Origin of the sequence: Variovorax sp. KBS0712 (assembly GCF_006323185.2) — a bacterium.
Lineage (GTDB): Bacteria > Pseudomonadota > Gammaproteobacteria > Burkholderiales > Burkholderiaceae_C > Variovorax > Variovorax boronicumulans.
Genome location: NZ_VCCD02000002.1, coordinates 392899 through 409861, shown reverse-complemented (window position 1 = coordinate 409861; position 16963 = coordinate 392899). Strand labels below are relative to the sequence as shown.

The window sequence follows — 16963 nt, the reverse complement described above, 5'->3', positions numbered from 1 at the left end:
AAAATCCTGAAAAAGAGAGAAGGCCGGACGGGTCGCATGACACGTGCGGCGGGGCCGTCAGACGGCTGAAAAGAAGGGGCAGGGGCGTCGCGCGAAAAGGGCGACGGGCCGGATCGGATGAGCGCAAACGCCCGGACTGCAACAGTCCTCAGGCGTTCGCTCGCCGCCGCGCGGCCTCAGGCGGCGAGGAGGGCGTGGGGCCGGGGTGGCCGCTTGGGCCGGTCGAGCAGCGGCGAGAGCACCGAGGTGGAGCCCAGCCGCGGCGGTTGCGCGGACAGCACCAGCAGGTTGCGTGCGTGGGGACGCGCATCGACCAGTTCGGCGTGCTCGGAGCCCGCTTCGTCCATGGCGGACGGGTCTTCGGACGAGGTCTTGCCGATGTCCTTGTCGCCGCCATCGGCCAGCGAGGCGGCGAGCGTCGCGACGGTCTGGCGTTCGCCGGACGACGACGTCACATGGTGGCCGCCGACCAGCCCGTGCGCGAGCACGGCGAAGCCGTAGCAGGACAGCATGAAAGCGAGGACGGTAGCGGCAAACCAGCGGGACATGTAGGGGTATTTTACCCGCCGCCACGGATCGGCTCCGGCGGGCGCGAATTCATCCGACCTGCGCGCACGGGTGTTGCCATCGTCCATCGGGTGGAACGCTGCAGGCAAATTTCGCCGACTACCGGACTTTCGGGGGCGCTTTTACGCTGACGGACATGCATCGGGGGCCATTTTTCCCCGGCATTCAACCTCGCAAAGGAAGCCTCTCATGTCCAAGCCTTACACCCGTCTCGACAAGAACGATGTCGCCGTGCTGCTGGTCGACCACCAGACCGGCCTGCTCTCGCTGGTGCGCGACATCGACCCCGACAAGTTCAAGAACAACGTGCTGGCCCTGGCCGACATCGCCAGCTACTTCAAGCTGCCCACGGTGCTGACCACCAGCTTCGAGAACGGCCCCAACGGCCCGCTGGTGCCCGAGCTGAAGGCACAGTTCCCCGACGCGCCCTACATTCCCCGCCCCGGCCAGATCAACGCCTGGGACAACGAGGACTTCGTCAAGGCCGTGAAGGCCACGGGCAAGAAGCAGCTGCTGATCGCCGGCGTGGTCACCGAGGTCTGCGTGGCCTTCCCGGCGCTGTCGGCGCTGGCCGAGGGCTTCGACGTGTTCGTCGTCACCGATGCGTCGGGCACCTTCAACGACGTGACGCGCCAGGCCGCGTGGGACCGCATGTCGGCCGCCGGCGCACAGCTGATGTCGTGGTTCGGCGTGGCCTGCGAGCTGCACCGCGACTGGCGCAACGACATCGAAGGGCTGGGGACGCTGTTCTCCAACCACATCCCCGACTACCGCAACCTGATCACCAGCTACACGCAGCTGACCCAGGGCGGGAAGTAAGCAGAGCCCGTTTCACCGTTCGTTCGTTCATTCATCCAGGAGAAAACACCATGGCCATCCCCAACACCATCGCCAACTTCAACGGCGCCAAGCCCGTCATCGACCCCGACGACGCCGTGATGCTGCTCATCGACCACCAGAGCGGCCTGTTCCAGACCGTGAAGGACATGCCGATGACCGAGCTGCGTTCCAACGTCACCACGCTGGCCAAGGTCGCGACGCTGGCGAAGATCCCGGTCATCACCACCGCCTCGGTGCCGCAGGGGCCCAACGGGCCGCTGATTCCCGAAGTGCACAAGTACGCGCCGCATGCGCAGTACGTGGCGCGCAAGGGCGAGATCAACGCCTGGGACAACCCCGAGTTCGTGGCCGCCGTGAAGGCCACCGGGCGCGGCACGCTGATCATCGCGGGCACCATCACCAGCGTGTGCATGGCCTTCCCGAGCATCGCGGCGGTGCACGAGGGCTACCGCGTGTTCGCGGTGATCGACGCCTCGGGCACGTACTCGAAGATGGCGCAGGAGATCACGCTGGCGCGCGTGGTGCAGGCCGGCGTGGTGCCGATCGACACCGCGGGCGTGTGCTCCGAAGTGCAGAAGACCTGGCACCGCGACGACGCCGCGCAATGGGCCGAGGCCTACAGCGCCGTGTTCCCGCCCTACCAGCTGCTGATCGAGAGCTACATGAAGGCGCAGGAGGTCGTGACGAACAGCGAGCAGCTGGACTCGCAGCGCGCCTGATCTTCCGGATGCGACACTGACGACCGCCGCGCCGCACGCCCTTCGCGTGCGGCGCGGCTTTCCTTTCAAACGCACGGCAAGGAGCCCCGCATGGACAGTCCCCGCATCCTGATCATTCCCGGCAGCGCCCGCGACGGCTCGCTCAACCGCCGGCTGGCGGCGGTGGCCGCGGCCACCGCGCGCGCGGCGGGCCTGCAGGTGACGGAGATGGACCTGCGCGCGCTGGCGCTGCCCGTGTACGACGGCGACCTCGAGGCCGCCTCGGGCGTGCCGGCCGGGGCGCACGAACTGCGCAGCGCCATCGCGGCGAGCGACGGCGTGCTGATCGTCACGCCCGAGTACAACGGCTTTCCCACGCCGCTGGTCATCAACGCCTTCAGCTGGCTCTCGCGCATTCCGCCGGGCGAGGGCCACGCGGGCGGCCTGGCCGCCACGGCCAACAAGCCGGCTGCGCTGCTGTCGGCCTCGCCCGGGCCGCTGGGCGCACTGCGCTCGATGAACTTCCTGCGCCAGTACCTGCAGATGGCCTTCGCCATGCTGGTGGCACCGCAGCAGTTCGCGCTCGGGCGCGCGAACGAGGCCTTCGAGGCCGACGGCACGCTGAAGGACGCACGCGCCGCGCAGTCGGTGCAGAAGGTGGTGGCGGCGCTGGCCGCGCTCGCGACCGCGTTGCCCACGCCACGTTGACCTGCCCAGGGCGGTGTTCGTGCTGTCGCGCGAACGACCGTCCCGATCCGCATCGCGACGTATCTTCGACCGCACATTGGAAGAAGGACGAGACGACATGCAATTCGAATTCACGCCCCGGGTGCTCGCGCTGCGCGCCGAGCTGCTCAAGTTCATGGACGAGCACGTCTACCCGAACGAGAAGCGCCGCGAGGAAGAGCTGGCCGCCAACGCCCGCGCCGGCCGGCCCTACGCCGAACTGCCGATGATGGCCGGCCTGAAGGCCAAGGCGCGCGAGCGCGGCCTGTGGAACCTGTTCCTGCCCGAGTCGGAACACGGGCCGGGCCTGAGCAATGTCGAGTACGCGCCGCTGTGCGAGATCATGGGCCGGCGCTACTGGTGCGCGGAAATCTTCAACTGCTCCGCGCCCGACACCGGCAACATGGAAGTGTTGGCGCGCTACGGCACCAAGGCGCAGCAGGAGCGCTGGCTCACGCCGCTGCTGGCAGGCGAGATCCGCTCGTCGTTCGCCATGACCGAGCCCGAGGTGGCCTCCAGCGACGCCACCAACATCCGCTGCAGCATCCGCCGTGAGGGCGACGAGTACGTCATCAACGGGCGCAAGTGGTACATCACCGGCGCCATGAATGAGCGCTGCGAGATCTTCGTGCTGATGGGCAAGACCGACCCCGACAACGCCGACCGCCACAAGCAGCAGTCGATGGTGCTCGTGCCCAAGAACACGCCCGGCATCACCATCGTGCGCGACATGCAGCTGCTGGGCATGTACGACCCGCCCTTCGGCCATCCCGAGATCGTGTTCGACAACGTGCGCGTGCCGGTCGAGAACATCCTGCTGGGCGAGGGCCGCGGCTTCGAGATCGCGCAAGGCCGCCTCGGCCCCGGACGCATCCACCACTGCATGCGCGCCATCGGCATGGCCGAGGCCGCGCTGGAGATGATGTGCCAGCGCCTCGTGTCGCGCGTGGCCTTCCACAAGCCGCTGTCGGAGCAGGGCGTGTGGCGCGAGCGCATTGCCGAGTCGCGCATGCTCATCGAGCAGTCGCGCTGGATGGTGCTCAATGCCGCCTACCGCATGGACACCGTGGGCAACAAGGTCGCGGCGAAAGAGATCGCGATGATCAAGGTGCTCACGCCCAACAACTGCGTGAAGGTGATCGACTGGGCCATGCAGGCCTTCGGCGCGATGGGCTTGAGCCAGGACACGCTGCTCACGCACTTCTACGCCTACGAGCGCCACCTGCGCGTGGCCGACGGCCCCGACGAGGTGCACCGCAACGCGATCGCCAAGCAGGAGCTGGCGGCGTACCAGTAACGGCAGCGCCGCCGCGAGCGCGTCAGTCGACGCGCTTCGCGCGCTCCAGCATGGCGTGCAGCAAGACGTTGCAGCCGGCCGTGAGGTGGTCGGGCTGCGCGTCCTCGATCTCGTTGTGGCTGATGCCGTCCTTGCAGGGCACGAAGATCATGCCGGCCGGTGCGAGCCGCGCGGCATAGATCGCGTCGTGGCCCGCGCCCGAGACCACGTCCATGGTCGAGTAGCCGAGCCGTTCGGTCGCGCGGCGCACCGCATCCACGCAATCGGGGTGAAACGGGCAGGGTGGAAAGTACGACACGCGCTCGATCGTCACGCCCAACCCGGTCTCGCGCCCCGTGCGCTCGACGAAGGCGAGGATCTCGCCGTGCATGCGGTCGAGCAGTTCGCCGCTCACGTTGCGCAGGTCGACCGAGAACTTCACCTCGCCCGGAATCACGTTGCGGCTGTTCGGGTGCACCTGCACCATGCCGACCGTGCCGCGCCCGTAGGGCGGGTAGCGCAGGCCGATGGCCACCACCTCCTGCATGATCCGCGTCGCCACCTGCAGCGCGTCGCGGCGCAGGTGCATCGGCGTGGGGCCCGCGTGCGCCTCCATGCCGGTGACGACGCAGTCGTACCACGAGAGGCCGAGCACCGCCGGCACCACGCCGATGACCTTGTCCGCATCTTCCAGCACCGGCCCCTGCTCGATGTGCGCCTCGAAGTAGGCGCCGATGGGGTGGTCGCCCGGCGTCTGGTCGCCGATGTAGCCGATGCGTTCCAGCTCCTCTTGCACCGTCTTGCCTTCGGTGTCCTTGGCCGCATAGGCGTGCTCGAGGCTGAAGGCGCCGCAGAAGGCGCCCGAGCCCATCATCACCGGCACGAAGCGCGAGCCTTCCTCGTTGGTCCAGAACGCGACTTCGATGGGCGCCTCGGTGCGAATGCCCTGGTCGTTCAGCGTGCGCACCACTTCCAGTGCCGACAGCACGCCGTAGTTGCCGTCGAACTTGCCGCCGGTGGGTTGCGTGTCGATGTGGCTGCCCGACACGATGGGCGGCAGCGCGGGGTTGGTGCCTTCGCGGCGCATGAAGACGTTGCCGATCTTGTCGACCGTGATGCTCAGGCCGGCCGCCTTGCCCCACGACACCACGAGGTCGCGGCCCTGTTTGTCGAGGTCGGTCAGCGCCAGCCGCTTGACGCCGCCCTTGGGGGTGGCGCCGATGCGTGCCAGTTCCATCAGCGAGTTCCACAGGCGCTCGCCGTTGATCGTCAGCACCTGCGTGTCCACTGCTGCATTCATGTATGACTCCTTGGGGGTTCAGCGCGCCACGGCCGTGGGCGCGTGCTGCTGCTTGAAGCGTTCGAGCGCGGTGAACATCGGCGCGAAGGGCGGGCGCTTGAGGTAGCGGCCGGTGCCCGGCTCGGCGCGCAGATCGCCGTCGCGCCAGACCCAGCGGCCGGCACTGACCGTGTGCCTGGGCACGCCCGTCACTTGGCGGCCTTCGAAGATGTTGAAGTCGCTCTTCGAGTGCTGCGTCTTCACCGACAGCGTCTTGGTGGCCTTCGGGTCCCACACCACGATGTCGGCGTCGGCACCGGGCTGGATCACGCCCTTGCGCGGGTACAGGTTGAACAGCTGCGCCGCGTTGGTCGAGGTGACGCGCACGAACTCCGACGGTGTGAGGCGGCCTGGGTTGACGCCCGCATCCCACAGCACGGCCATGCGCTCTTCGACGCCGCCGCAGCCGTTGGGAATCTTCGTGAAGTCGTCGCGGCCGGCCGCCTTCTGCTCGGCGCAGAAGGTGCAGTGGTCGGTGGCCGTGGTGTGCAGGTTGCCGCCCTGCAGGCCGCGCCACAGCATGGCCTGGTTCTCGCGCGAGCGGAAGGGCGGGCTCATCACGTGGGCGGCGGCGCGTGCGAAGTCGGGGTCGCGGTAGGCGCTCTCGTCGACCACGAGGTGGCCGGCCAGCACTTCGCCGTACACGCGCTGGCCGCGCGCGCGGGCGCGGGTGATGGCGTCGAGCGCTTCGCCGCAGGACACGTGCACAACGTAGATCGGCACGCCCAGCACGTCGGCGATGGCAATGGCGCGGTTGGCGGCCTCGGCCTCGACCATCGGCGGGCGCGACAGCGGATGCCCCTCGGGGCCGCGAATGCCCTGTGCCAGCAACTGCTGTTGAAGCATCGCGACCAGCTCGCCGTTCTCCGCATGCACCGTCGGCATGGCGCCGAGTTCCAACGAGCGCTGGAAGCTCTTCACCAGGATCTCGTCGTCGGCCATGATCGCGTTCTTGTAGGCCATGAAGTGCTTGAAGCTGTTCACGCCGTGCTCCTGCACCAGCGTGCCCATGTCCTTGTGCACGCTGTCGTTCCACCAGGTCACGGCCACATGAAAGCTGTAGTCGCCGGCCGATTTCTCGGCCCAGCCGCGCCACATGCGAAAGGCGTCCATCAGCGACTGCTGCGGGTCGGGAATCACGAAGTCGATGATGCTGGTGGTGCCTCCGGCCAGACCGGCCGCCGTGCCGCTGAAGAAGTCGTCGGCCGCGACCGTCCCCATGAAGGGCAGCTGCATGTGGGTGTGCGGATCGATGCCGCCGGGCATGACGTAGGCGCCGCCGGCGTCGACGACTTCGGCGCCGGCCGGCACCTCCAGGTCGGTGCCGACCTGGAGGATCTTGTCCCCCTGGCAGAGCACGTCGGCACGGTGCTCGGCATCGGCGTTGACCACCGTGCCACCGCGAATGAGTACGGTCATGGCGTGGGTTCCTTTTCTTTCTTGTGTCAGCTGGGGTTCTTGAGGGGTGGGGCCAGGCCCTGAAGCTGCGGCGCGCGAGCCTTCATCAGCCCCATGTAGACCACGGCCGACAGCACCACGCCGACGAACCAGGCGTAGGTGTAGATCGTCTTGAAGAACTCGGGCATCGACGGCACGGCCGACGGAAAGGCGGCGTTGAGGAAGCCGGGGATGTTCGGCAGCACGCCGACCACGAAGGCGACGATGGCCGCCATGTTCCAGCCATTGCCGTAGCTGTACGCGCCGTTCTCGCGGTAGAGCGCCTCGACGTCCAGCTCCTTGCGGCGGATGAGGTAGTAGTCGGCAATCAGGATGCCGGCCACCGGCCCCAGCAGCGCCGAGTAGCCGATGAGCCAGGTGAAGATGTAGCCCTGCGTGGTCTCCAACACCTTCCACGGCATCATCACGATGGCGATGCCGGCCGTGATGTAGCCGCCCGTGCGGTACGAGATCTTCTTCGGGTTGAGGGCAGAGAAGTCGTAGGCCGGGCCCACGAGGTTGGCCGCCAGGTTCACGCTCACGGTGTCGATCAGCAGGATGATGAGCGCGAGCAGCACCGCGGCGCCGGTCATGCGGCTGGCCAGGTCCACCGGGTCCCACAGCGCCTTGCCGTAGATGACGACGGTGGCCGAGGTGACCATCACGGCCATCATCGCGAGCAGGCCCATGGGCGCGGGCAGGCCGATCACCTGGCCCACCACCTGGTCGCGCTGCGAGCGCGAGAAGCGCGTGAAGTCGGGAATGTTCAGCGCCAGCGTGGCCCAGAAGCCGACCATGGCCGTGAGCGACGGCCAGAACACGGCCCAGAACATGCCGGCCTTCTTGCCGCCGGCCTCGAACTGCGAAGGCTGGTCGAAGATCGGGCCCAGGCCGCCGGCACGTTGCACGGCCCAGTAGAGCAGCGCGACGCACACGATGATCTTCAGCGGCGCGGTGTAGGTCTCGAGACGGCGGATCGACTCGATGCCGTGCACCACGAAGTACAGCTGGATGGCCCAGAAGATCAGGAAGCACACGAGCTGCGCGCCGTTGATGCCGAGCATCGGCAGCTTGTCGCCGCCCAGCGGCTGGCCCATGAGTACGCCGACCAGCGTGTAGATCATCTGGCCGCCGAACCAGGTCTGGATGCCGTACCAGCCGCAGGCCACGATGGCGCGCAGCAGGGCAGGCAGCCGCGCCCCGCGCGTGCCGAACGAGGCGCGCGCCATCACCGCATACGGAATGCCGTACTTCGCGCCGGCGTGGCCGATGAGCAGCATCGGCACCAGCACGATGGCGTTGCCGAGGAACACGGTCAGCACCGCCTGCCCCCACGACATGCCGCCCTCGATGAGGCTGGCCGCCAGCATGTAGGCGGGGATGCACATCACCATGCCCACCCAGAGCGCGGCGAAGTGGTACCAGCGCCACGTTCGCTGCGCCAGCGTGGTGGGCGCCAGGTCCTCGTTCCAGAGGTTTGCGGCGGGTGCGCCGCCGTGCTGTGGGGTCGTCATGTGGGTTTTCTCCTGCACGTGTGTCGTGCGTCTGGCCGTGTGGTCGTTCCCCTCCCGCCGCCGCCCGGTCCGCGCCGGGCTTGGTCATTCACTTGCTCACTCACTCACTCGCTTGTTCGATATCCCGTTCAGGCGGGGCTGCCGGTGCGCATCGGGTTGTTGGGGTGCGTGGTCCAGTTGGCGTAGTGGCCGACCACCGGGTGGCCGGTGCGCGCGTCCGTCTCGCCGGCCTTCAGCGTGCGCATCGACAGCGCGCCGGGCACCGGGCAGATCGACACGCACAGGTTGCAGCCGACGCACTCTTCTTCCTTCACCTCGAAGAAGCGCATGCCGTCTTTCGTGGCGCTGATGGCCTGGTGCGAGGTGTCTTCGCACACCACGTGGCAGCGGCCGCACTGGATGCACAGGTCCTGGTGAATCACCGCCTTGTCGACGTGGTTCAGGTTGAGCTGCTGCCAGTCGGTGATGCTGCCGACCGCACGGCCGCGCAGCTGCTCCAGGTTGGCGTAGCCCTTCTGGTCCATGAAGTTCGAAAGGCCGTCGCACAGGTCCTGCACGATCTTGAAGCCGTAGACCATGGCAGCAGTGCACACCTGCACCGAGCCGCTGCCCAGCGCGATGAACTCGGCCGCATCGCGCCAGGTCGAGACGCCGCCGATGCCCGAGATCGGCAGGCCGGCGGTCTGCGGGTCGCGCGCGATCTCGGCCACCATGTGCAGCGCGATGGGCTTGGCGCCGGGGCCGCAGTAGCCGCCGTGCGAGCCCTTGCCGTCGGTGTGCGGGAACATCGCCATCGCGTCCAGGTCGACGCCCATGATCGAGTTGATGGTGTTGATGAGGCTCACCGCGTCGGCGCCGCCCTTCTTGGCCGCGCGCGCGGCGGGGCGGATGTCGGCCACGTTGGGCGTGAGCTTCACGATCACCGGCAGCTTGGAGTAGTGCTTGCACCACTCGGCCACCATCTGGATGTACTCGGGCACCTGGCCCACGGCCGCGCCCATGCCGCGTTCGCTCATGCCGTGCGGGCAGCCGAAGTTCAGCTCAATGCCGTCGCAGCCCGTGTCTTCGACCCTCGGCAGGATGTTCTTCCAGGCCTCTTCGGTGCACGGCACCATGATCGACGCCACCAGCGCGCGGTCGGGCCAGTTGCGCTTGACGCGCGTCATCTCTTCCAGGTTGGTGCGCAGCGGCCGGTCGGAGATCAGCTCGATGTTGTTGAAGCCCGTCACGCGGCGGTCGGCCGCGTACGACACGGCGTAGCGCGGGCCGTGCACGTTGACCACGTTCGGGTCTTCGCCCACGGTCTTCCAGACCACGCCGCCCCAGCCGGCCTCGAAGGCGCGGACCACGTTGATCTCCTTGTCGGTCGGTGGCGCCGAGGCCAGCCAGAAAGGGTTGGGGCTGCGGATGCCCACGAAGTCGATGCTCATGTCTGCCATGTGAATTGCTCCTGTCGCGGCAAGGCGCGCACGGATGGAATGAGAGGAAAGGAGGATCGGTGCGGTCGCGTCAGGCCGCGCGCAGGTGGCGGTCGATGGACAGCGCGGCCTGCTTGCCGTCTTCCACCGCCTCGACCGTGAGGTCGCGCCCGCCGAAGCGCGCGTCGCCGCCGGCCCAGACCTTGGGGAGCGAGCTGCGGCATTCCGCATCGGTGCTGATGCGCCCGCCCTGCAGCTGCACGCCGCTGTCTTCCAGCGCCGTCGCGACAAAGCTCTGGCCGATGGCACACAGCACCATGTCGGCCTGCAGTGCCAGCGCTTCGCCGGTCTCGACCAGCTTGCCGTCGACCAGCGCGGTGCGCGCGAAGTCGATGCCGCGCAGCACGCCGCCCTTGGCGCGCAGGGCCTTGGGCGCGGCCCAGTGGATGATGCGCACGCCGTTCTCCTTGGCCCAGCTCTGCTCGTCGACCGAAGCGCCCATGGCCTCGGCGCCGCGGCGGTAGACGATGCTCACGTCTTCCGCGCCGAGCTTGCGCGACTGCACGGCCGCATCCACGGCGGTCATGCCGCCGCCGATCACCACCACGTGTCGGCCGATGGCCACGTCGGCCGGCGACGCGGCCTGGCGCAGTTCGGCGATGAAGTCCACCGCGTCGCGCACACCGGTCTGCTCGCTCAGGCCCAGCGTGTTCACGCCCGCCAGGCCCAGGCCGAGGAACACCGCGTCGTAGTCGGCGGCGAGCGCATCGAGGTGCAGTTCGCGGCCCAGTGCCTGGTTGTTGCGCACCTCGATGCCGCCCACCGACAGCAGCCACTCGATCTCGCGTTGCGCGAAGTCGTTCACCGTCTTGTAGCTGGCCAGGCCGTATTCGTTCAGGCCGCCCAGCTTGGGGCGTGCATCAAACAGCGTCACCTGATGGCCCAGCACCGCCAGGCGGTGCGCGCAGGCCAGGCCGGCCGGGCCCGCGCCGACGACGGCAATGCGCTTGCCCGTGTCGGCCGCGCGCACGAAGAGCGGCGCGCCGGGCGCGTCGAAGAAGGCATCGGTCGCATGACGCTGCAGCAGGCCGATCTCGACCGGCTTGCTCTCGTTGCTGTTGCGCACGCAGGCCTGCTCGCACAGCACCTCGGTCGGGCACACGCGGGCGCACATGCCGCCCAGCGGGTTCTCTTCGAGGATGGTGCGCGCGGCGCCGCGCAGGTTGCCGTCGGCGATGCGGCGGATGAAGGTCGGGATGTCGATGCCCGTGGGGCAGGCCGTCTGGCAGGGCGCGTCGAAGCAGTAGTAGCAGCGCTCGGCCTCGATGTTGGCCTGCACCACGTTCAGCGGCGGGTGGGCGTCGCAGAAGTTCTTGGCGTACTGCGCGGGGTCGAGACGGCCGGCGCGCACATCGGAGGCAATGTGCGCGCTGGGCGCGACGGGATTCATCGTGCTGCTCATGGGCTTTCAAGCTCCAGGTCGTGGTGGGGTAACCGTGTGCGACATGAGAGAGCGAGCCCTCATGAAGTTTGACCAAGTGGTCGAATGTCGCGATGATTCAGCAAACGAGGGGTGCCGCCCATACACAGTTGGCGCGGCGCACGAGAAAGTGTTTGCCGCTGCCGACCATGCTGTTTGGTGCACTCCCCAGCACAGTTGCCAAGGGCAAACCCTGTCCAGACAGGCCGCATGCGTTTCTCAAGGAGACCCGGTGATGCAGAGTTCAAGCAACGCGTCGGCGCTGCGCCAGCCGGCGCCCGCCGGTGCCGGTTGGATGCAGGGCCTGATGGGCGACATGGACGAAGCCGCGCCCGGCCTCGGGCTGGCGCAGCGCCTCGTGGTGGGCGTCGAGTTGCGCGTCATCGACGGGCGCCTCGCCCCCGGCACCAAGATGCCTTCGGTGCGCGCGCTGGCCGGCAAGCTGGGCATCAGCACCTTCACCGTCACCGAGTCGTACAGCGCCTTGCGCGCACGCTCGGTGCTGGCCTCGCGGCCGGGCAGCGGCTACTACGTGCTGCACCGGCCTTCGCGCGTGGCAACCGACGACGCCGATGCGGTGCCGCGCATGACCGACACCGCCACGGCCCACGACCGCCCGCCACCCCCCGAATACCGGGGCGACGACCTGGTGCGCGAAGCCATGCGCCGCGTGGCGCGCTCGGCCCCCGAATGGGACAGCGGCACGCGACATGGTTTCGGCCTGCCGCGCCTGCGCGAACTGATCGCCGCGCGCCATCGCGTCGAATTGCCCGCACTGGGCCCGCAGCAGGTCATGACGGCAGCGGGCAGCCTCGGCGCCACGATGTGCCTGCTGCAGGCCTGGACCGAGCCCGGCGACGCGGTGCTGGTCGAGTCGCCCGCACCGCGCCAGCTGCGCAGCCTGATCCGCACGCTGGGCCGTCGCATGCTCGAAGTGCCACGGCGCGGCGGCTGCCTCGACATCGCCGCGCTCGACGGCCATGCCGTGCTGTTGCCGACGGCGAGCCGGCAGCGCCTGCTGTTCCTGTCGACCGCCGTCTCCAATCCAATGGGGATCTGCATGAGCCCGCAGGGCGCGCACCAGGCGCTGCAGGCGGCCGAGCGGCACGACCTGCGCGTGATCGAGCTCGACACCTGGCGCGGGCTCTCGCCGTTGCAGGCGCCCAGCCTTGCCGCGATGGACGGGCTGCAGCGCGTGGCGCAGGTCGGTGGCGTGTCGACCACGCTCTCGGCCAAGCTGCGGCTTGCACATGTGCTGCTGCCGCAGCATTGGGTCGAGGATGCGGCCTTGCGCTGTCTGCACACCACGCTCGGGCCGAGCGAGTTCGAAGAGCGCGTGGCCTGCGAGGTGCTGGCCGATGCCGGCTATCCGCGTTTCCTGCAGAAGCTCAACACCGCGCTGAAGATCGCCGGCGAGCGCACGCTGTCGCTGTTGACCGGCGCGGGCCTGCAGGCGCTGTGCGTGCCCGATGGCGGTCCCTTTCTCTGCGCAGGCTGGCCGCCCGGCAGCGAGCCTCGTCCATCGGGTGATGCGGTGCTGCAGGAGGCGCGCAAGCAGGGCCTGCCGCTCGCGGCCGCGACCGATTTCGGCGACATGCCGCAGCCCTTTGCCTGGTATCGCTTCAACGTCGCGCATTGCGGCGACGAGCGACTGGTGCGCTTCCTGGCGCGGATGAAGAACCCATGAGCGCTGCGCCCCCCCTGCGAACTGCGGCGCGTCCTCCCGCCGTGAAGCGCCAGGCCCGCCGCCAGAACCTCGAGAGCGCCATCCTCGCGGTGGCGCAGGAGCGATTCGCGCTGCACGGCTACGGCGGCGTGTCGGTCGACGACATCGCGGCCGACGCGGGCATCTCCAAGCAGAGCCTGCTGTACTACTTCCCCTCGAAGAAGGCGCTGTACAGCCGCGTGTTCAACGACGTGCTCGACTCGTGGCTGTCGAACCTCAACAGCCTGGCCGATGCCGACCTCGACCCGCATGCCGCGCTGGAGCGCTACGTCACGCAGAAGCTGCAGTTCTCGTACGACCACCCCTCGGGCTCGCGGCTGTTCGCGCAGGAAATCATTTCGCAGGCGCCGCAATGCGCCGACGACATCGAGGCCAAGCTGGTGCCCGCCTTCCGCGCCGAAGCCGCCGTGCTGAACCGCTGGATGGCGAACGGCGACGTGGCGCCGCTGCCGGTGCCGCACCTGCTGTTCACGCTGTGGGCCATGACGCAGACCTACGCCGACTTCGCCTGGCAGATGCGCATGCTGCTTGGCAAGCAGGCGCTGGAGCCAGCCGACTTCGACCTGGCCCGCGAGACCATCCTGCGGATGCTCGAAGGCGCGCTGGGGCTGAAGCGGCCCGCCACCTCGGCGGTGGTGACGAGCGGGCACGCTGCGCTGCCTCCCGTGGAAAAAGCCGGAAAGGAGCGGGCCTAGTCGCGCGTCTCGAGCACCATCGACACCTCGACCACGCCGCCGCGAGGCAGCGACGCGACGCCCACGGTGGTGCGAACCGGCAGTGGGGCATCGGGGAAGATCCGTTGAAGGGCCGCCGAGGCCGCGTCCATCACCTGGGCGTGGTCCTTGAAGTCGCCGCAAGCCTGGAGGTAGCCGTTCAGTGCCACGACGCGCACGACGCGCGAGAGGCTGCCGAGCTCGTCCTGTGCCGCGCGCAGCAGGGCGCCGACAGCCGCCACTGCGGCCCGCTGGCCGCGTGCCACATCGTCGGGGCCTGCGAGCCGGCCTGTGATCACCTGGCCGTTCTCGCGCGCCACCACGCCGCTCGTGTGCAGCAGACTGCCGGCCCTCGCGAATGTGGCGTAAGTACCCGATGGCTTGGCCCGCGCCACTTCCGGCGGGCACAGCTGGTCGAGCAAGAAATCTTCGGGCTGCGCATCGCAGGCCTCGCCGCCGACCCAGCAACCTTCCTGCGTGTTCGCATCCCATGGCAATCCCACGTGGATCGCGGAAGGTGAACCCATCGCCTCTCCCTGCCGCACGGTCACTGACAGCGCCTCGTGGCCGACCAGCCCAAGGTGGCGCAGGCCCCAGGCCAGCGCGGCGGCGGCGATGCCCGTGGCGGCGTCTTCCGGGTAGCCGGAAGATTTGGGAAATTGCCGTGCGCTGACCGTGTCGGTCTCGTCCCGTGACATGGCATAGGGATACAGCCCGGTGGACCCGAGACGTTCGCACAGCGATTCGACGCGTGCGAAGTCGACGCGCAAGGCGTGCAGCTGCGCGGTGTCGGCCAGGCGAACCAGCGTCTTGACCCGGCTGGTGGCGGCGTTGAGCACTGGCCCCACGATCTGCCCGACCTCGATGCCCAGGCACTGCGCGATGTCTTCGACCAGCCGCTGTTGCGTCACCTCTTCCACCGTGGCACGCGGCTGGCTGATCTGCACCGTGCCATCGACGCGCCGGCCCGTGACGGTGCCGCTGAGCGTTTCGATCGCGACGGGCGCACCGTCCCATTCGCCGCGCCGGTGCAGCAGCCACAGCGCGCCGACCGTGGCGTGGCCGCACATTTCCATCTCGTGCTTCGGCACGAAGTAGCGCATGCGCAGCCGGTGCGCCGGTGTGGTCGGCTTCAGCACGAAGACGGACTCATGGCCGCTGAGCCGGGTGTGCTCTTGCATCCGTGCGGTGGAGAGCGCGTCAGCATCGAGCCAAACGGGCGCGGGGTTGCCGCCGACGGATGGGTCGGGGCCGACGAACACGCGGATGTTCCGGCAACCGGGCGCAGAAAAAATCGCAGCCATCGTCAATCAGCCCTCGCGTTGACCGAGCGCGCAATGCCGCCCCAGAGCTTGATGTCGCCGCGGATCTGTTCCTCGAACACCTCGGGTCGCACGCTCCACGGCGTCACGCCCTTGGCCAGCATGTCGGTGCGCAGGGCCGGGTCTTTCATCGCGGTGTCGAGCGCGGCGCGCAGGCGCTGCACCACCGGCTGCGGCGTGGCGGTCGGTGCCATCAGGCCATACCAGAGCTGCGGCTTGAAGTCCTTGATGCCGGCTGCCTCGAAAGTCGGCAGGTCGGCGAAACCCGCCGACGGTTCACTGATGGCCAGCGCCCGCATGCGGCCGCCGCGCACCTGCGCCAGCAGCGCGGGCGGGTTGTCGAACAGCGCCTGGATTTGGCCTGCCATCAGGTCGGCCTGCGCGGGCGCGGCGCCGCGGTAGGGCACGTGCGTCATCTCGATGCCGGTGCGCTGCTTGAAGAGTTCGCCCGCCAGGTGGCTCAGGCTGCCGTTACCGATGCTGCCGTAGTTGAGCGCCTGCGGGTTGGCCTTGGCGTAGCCGACGAAGTCCTTCACCGTGCGCGCCGCCAGCGCGGGCGTGACCACCAGCACGAAAGGCGTGGTGCCGATGGTGCCGATCGGCACCAGGTCCTTGAGAGGGTCGTACGGGAGCTTGGGGTACACCGCATCGGCCGAGGCGATGGTGGTCGTGGTGCTGGCCACCAGCGTGTAGCCGTCGGGGTTCGCCTTCGCGCCGAAGCCCGTGCCGACGGTGCCGCCCGCGCCCGAGCGGTTGTCGATGATGACCGACACACTGAGCGCAGCCTGCAGCCGCAGCTGCACCGAACGGAAGATCACGTCCGTTCCGCCGCCGGCGGGGAAGGGTACGATGATGGTGATCGGCTTCACCGGGTAGGCCGGATCGGAGGCCGGCCACGAGGCGGTCGGCCCGTACAGGGCGCCGGCGGCGGCCAGGCCCAGGAGCGCGCGGCGCAGAGGTTGAGTAGTCATGGGGTCTTCTTGCAGGAGTGGTCCTTCCGATTCTGTGGAGCGCGCGCCAACGCGTGCGCCCGATTGCGACATGCGCGGCTTCGAATGCGACAAGGAACGGCCATGCCACTGACTTCCAGCCATCCGCCGCCCCGCCAATCGCTGTTCGTCGAACGGCTGTCTCACCAGGCGACGATGGTCGCCAACACCCGCGACCACTACGCCACCGACGCGCACGTGCACGATTGCGACATGCTGTTCGTGCCCATCGCAGGCCGCTTCAGCGTGGGCGATGCGCAGGGCGAGGCGCAGCGCCTCGGGCCCGGCCACTTCGTCTGGTTCGCGGCGGGCAGCGCGCATTCGACGACCACGCTCACCGCCGGCCAGAGCCATGTCGCGGTCTACGTCGATCCGGCGCTGTGGGCCACGGCCTTGCAGGCGCAGGGCGTCGTGCGGCCCCCGCAAGGCATGCGCGCGGGCAGCGCCGCGCTGGGCGCCTTGTCGCAGCGGATGTTCGAATCGACCCGTGCCGGCGACAGCGAGAACTACGTGCTGTGCGGCGCGCTCGTGATGGAGGCCGCGCGCCTGAGCGCCAACCTGTTGTCGGAGGGCGACGCCTCGCCGGCGTTGTGGGTGGCCGAGCTGCTGGCCGAAACGATGCTGCGCGATCTGGCGCAACCCCTGTCGCTCGACGCCTTTGCCCAGCAGCACCGGCTGTCGCGCCGGCAGGTGGAGCGGATCTTTCGCGCGAAGCACGGCATCTCGCCGCTGGAGTTCCTGCAGCGCCAGCGCATCGAGCGGGCCGTGTACCTGCTGCAGACCACGCGGGACTCGGTGCTGTCCATCGCGCTGCAGGTCGGCTGGGAGTCGGCGTCCTATCTTTCGCGGATGCTGGAGAAGACCTGGGCGAAGACGGCGACGCAAATTCGCGCGGCAGCCCCTCGACAGAACTAGCCT

General features: G+C 68.8%; 15 protein-coding genes. 7 read left to right on the top strand and 8 right to left on the bottom strand.

From position 1 onward, the window contains the following. Window positions 1-176: 176 nt before the first annotated feature. The gene (locus FFI97_RS18770) at window positions 177-512 is read right to left on the bottom strand and encodes a hypothetical protein (RefSeq protein ID WP_062479977.1); all 336 of its coding nucleotides are present in this window, start codon (window positions 510-512) and stop codon (window positions 177-179) included. 244 nt (window positions 513-756) lie between these two features. On the opposite strand from FFI97_RS18770, the gene ycaC reads away from it, so the two are divergent. The 4 genes from ycaC to FFI97_RS18750 all read left to right on the top strand — a co-directional run bounded on the left by ycaC (window position 757) and on the right by FFI97_RS18750 (window position 4128). Beyond that, window positions 757-1386: an isochorismate family cysteine hydrolase YcaC gene (gene ycaC / locus FFI97_RS18765; protein ID WP_139702558.1), complete on the top strand. Its 630-nt coding sequence runs from the start codon at window positions 757-759 to the stop codon at window positions 1384-1386. A gap of 50 nt (window positions 1387-1436) precedes the next feature. Then, window positions 1437-2126, top strand: a complete 690-nt coding sequence (locus FFI97_RS18760; protein ID WP_139702559.1) for an isochorismatase family protein — start codon at window positions 1437-1439, stop codon at window positions 2124-2126. Between the two features lie 90 nt (window positions 2127-2216). Further along, entirely contained in the window at window positions 2217-2813 is a 597-nt protein-coding gene (locus FFI97_RS18755) for an NADPH-dependent FMN reductase (protein ID WP_095746578.1), read from the top strand. Between the two features lie 97 nt (window positions 2814-2910). Beyond that, window positions 2911-4128: an acyl-CoA dehydrogenase family protein gene (locus tag FFI97_RS18750; RefSeq protein ID WP_070062107.1), complete on the top strand. Its 1218-nt coding sequence runs from the start codon at window positions 2911-2913 to the stop codon at window positions 4126-4128. Window positions 4129-4150: 22 nt separating this feature from the next. On the opposite strand, the gene FFI97_RS18745 is transcribed toward FFI97_RS18750, so the two are convergent. The 5 genes from FFI97_RS18745 to FFI97_RS18725 all read right to left on the bottom strand — a co-directional run bounded on the left by FFI97_RS18745 (window position 4151) and on the right by FFI97_RS18725 (window position 11277). Next, window positions 4151-5407 carry a Zn-dependent hydrolase gene (locus FFI97_RS18745; protein WP_139702560.1) on the bottom strand — a complete coding sequence of 419 codons (1257 nt, stop codon included), beginning with the start codon at window positions 5405-5407 and terminating at the stop codon, window positions 4151-4153. Window positions 5408-5425: 18 nt separating this feature from the next. Continuing rightward, window positions 5426-6865: a dihydropyrimidinase gene (gene hydA / locus FFI97_RS18740; protein ID WP_139702561.1), complete on the bottom strand. Its 1440-nt coding sequence runs from the start codon at window positions 6863-6865 to the stop codon at window positions 5426-5428. A 26-nt stretch (window positions 6866-6891) separates the two neighbouring features. Then, window positions 6892-8397 (bottom strand): NCS1 family nucleobase:cation symporter-1, encoded by a 1506-nt coding sequence (locus FFI97_RS18735; RefSeq protein ID WP_139702562.1) that lies wholly within the window; start codon window positions 8395-8397, stop codon window positions 6892-6894. A gap of 128 nt (window positions 8398-8525) precedes the next feature. Further along, window positions 8526-9836: an NAD-dependent dihydropyrimidine dehydrogenase subunit PreA gene (gene preA / locus FFI97_RS18730; RefSeq protein WP_139702563.1), complete on the bottom strand. Its 1311-nt coding sequence runs from the start codon at window positions 9834-9836 to the stop codon at window positions 8526-8528. Window positions 9837-9906: 70 nt separating this feature from the next. Beyond that, on the bottom strand, window positions 9907-11277 hold the full coding sequence (locus FFI97_RS18725; protein ID WP_409574633.1) for an NAD(P)-dependent oxidoreductase: 1371 nt from the start codon (window positions 11275-11277) through the stop codon (window positions 9907-9909). A gap of 253 nt (window positions 11278-11530) precedes the next feature. Here FFI97_RS18725 and FFI97_RS18720 point away from each other — a divergent pair, with 253 nt between their 5' ends. Together FFI97_RS18720 and FFI97_RS18715 are read left to right on the top strand one after the other, a co-directional pair. Beyond that, window positions 11531-12982 (top strand): PLP-dependent aminotransferase family protein, encoded by a 1452-nt coding sequence (locus FFI97_RS18720; protein ID WP_185993658.1) that lies wholly within the window; start codon window positions 11531-11533, stop codon window positions 12980-12982. Continuing rightward, a complete protein-coding gene (locus FFI97_RS18715; RefSeq protein WP_139702566.1) occupies window positions 12979-13716 on the top strand; it encodes a TetR family transcriptional regulator C-terminal domain-containing protein in 738 nt (245 codons plus the stop codon). Before FFI97_RS18720 ends, FFI97_RS18715 begins: the two co-directional genes overlap by 4 nt. Here FFI97_RS18715 and FFI97_RS33625 read toward each other — a convergent pair. Next, complete coding sequence (locus FFI97_RS33625; protein WP_139702567.1) at window positions 13713-15038, bottom strand: PhzF family phenazine biosynthesis isomerase; 1326 nt, start codon at window positions 15036-15038, stop codon at window positions 13713-13715. The genes FFI97_RS18715 and FFI97_RS33625 overlap by 4 nt on opposite strands. A gap of 2 nt (window positions 15039-15040) precedes the next feature. Beyond that, window positions 15041-16027 carry a Bug family tripartite tricarboxylate transporter substrate binding protein gene (locus FFI97_RS18705; RefSeq protein ID WP_185993657.1) on the bottom strand — a complete coding sequence of 329 codons (987 nt, stop codon included), beginning with the start codon at window positions 16025-16027 and terminating at the stop codon, window positions 15041-15043. Between the two features lie 102 nt (window positions 16028-16129). On the opposite strand from FFI97_RS18705, the gene FFI97_RS18700 reads away from it, so the two are divergent. Then, window positions 16130-16960: a helix-turn-helix domain-containing protein gene (locus FFI97_RS18700; protein ID WP_185993656.1), complete on the top strand. Its 831-nt coding sequence runs from the start codon at window positions 16130-16132 to the stop codon at window positions 16958-16960. Window positions 16961-16963 lie beyond the last annotated feature (3 nt).

Excerpts from the sequence above, each read along its gene's own strand:
- FFI97_RS18725 (WP_409574633.1), bottom strand. The coding sequence starts at position 11,277 with ATGAGCAGCACGATGAATCCCGTCGCGCCCAGCGCGCACATTGCCTCC.
- FFI97_RS33625 (WP_139702567.1), bottom strand. The coding sequence starts at position 15,038 with ATGGCTGCGATTTTTTCTGCGCCCGGTTGCCGGAACATCCGCGTGTTC.
- preA (WP_139702563.1), bottom strand. The coding sequence starts at position 9,836 with ATGGCAGACATGAGCATCGACTTCGTGGGCATCCGCAGCCCCAACCCT.
- FFI97_RS18700 (WP_185993656.1), top strand. The coding sequence starts at position 16,130 with ATGCCACTGACTTCCAGCCATCCGCCGCCCCGCCAATCGCTGTTCGTC.
- FFI97_RS18715 (WP_139702566.1), top strand. The coding sequence starts at position 12,979 with ATGAGCGCTGCGCCCCCCCTGCGAACTGCGGCGCGTCCTCCCGCCGTG.
- FFI97_RS18770 (WP_062479977.1), bottom strand. The coding sequence starts at position 512 with ATGCTGTCCTGCTACGGCTTCGCCGTGCTCGCGCACGGGCTGGTCGGC.
- ycaC (WP_139702558.1), top strand. The coding sequence starts at position 757 with ATGTCCAAGCCTTACACCCGTCTCGACAAGAACGATGTCGCCGTGCTG.
- FFI97_RS18735 (WP_139702562.1), bottom strand. The coding sequence starts at position 8,397 with ATGACGACCCCACAGCACGGCGGCGCACCCGCCGCAAACCTCTGGAAC.
- FFI97_RS18720 (WP_185993658.1), top strand. The coding sequence starts at position 11,531 with ATGCAGAGTTCAAGCAACGCGTCGGCGCTGCGCCAGCCGGCGCCCGCC.
- FFI97_RS18745 (WP_139702560.1), bottom strand. The coding sequence starts at position 5,407 with ATGAATGCAGCAGTGGACACGCAGGTGCTGACGATCAACGGCGAGCGC.
- hydA (WP_139702561.1), bottom strand. The coding sequence starts at position 6,865 with ATGACCGTACTCATTCGCGGTGGCACGGTGGTCAACGCCGATGCCGAG.
- FFI97_RS18760 (WP_139702559.1), top strand. The coding sequence starts at position 1,437 with ATGGCCATCCCCAACACCATCGCCAACTTCAACGGCGCCAAGCCCGTC.
- FFI97_RS18755 (WP_095746578.1), top strand. The coding sequence starts at position 2,217 with ATGGACAGTCCCCGCATCCTGATCATTCCCGGCAGCGCCCGCGACGGC.
- FFI97_RS18705 (WP_185993657.1), bottom strand. The coding sequence starts at position 16,027 with ATGACTACTCAACCTCTGCGCCGCGCGCTCCTGGGCCTGGCCGCCGCC.
- FFI97_RS18750 (WP_070062107.1), top strand. The coding sequence starts at position 2,911 with ATGCAATTCGAATTCACGCCCCGGGTGCTCGCGCTGCGCGCCGAGCTG.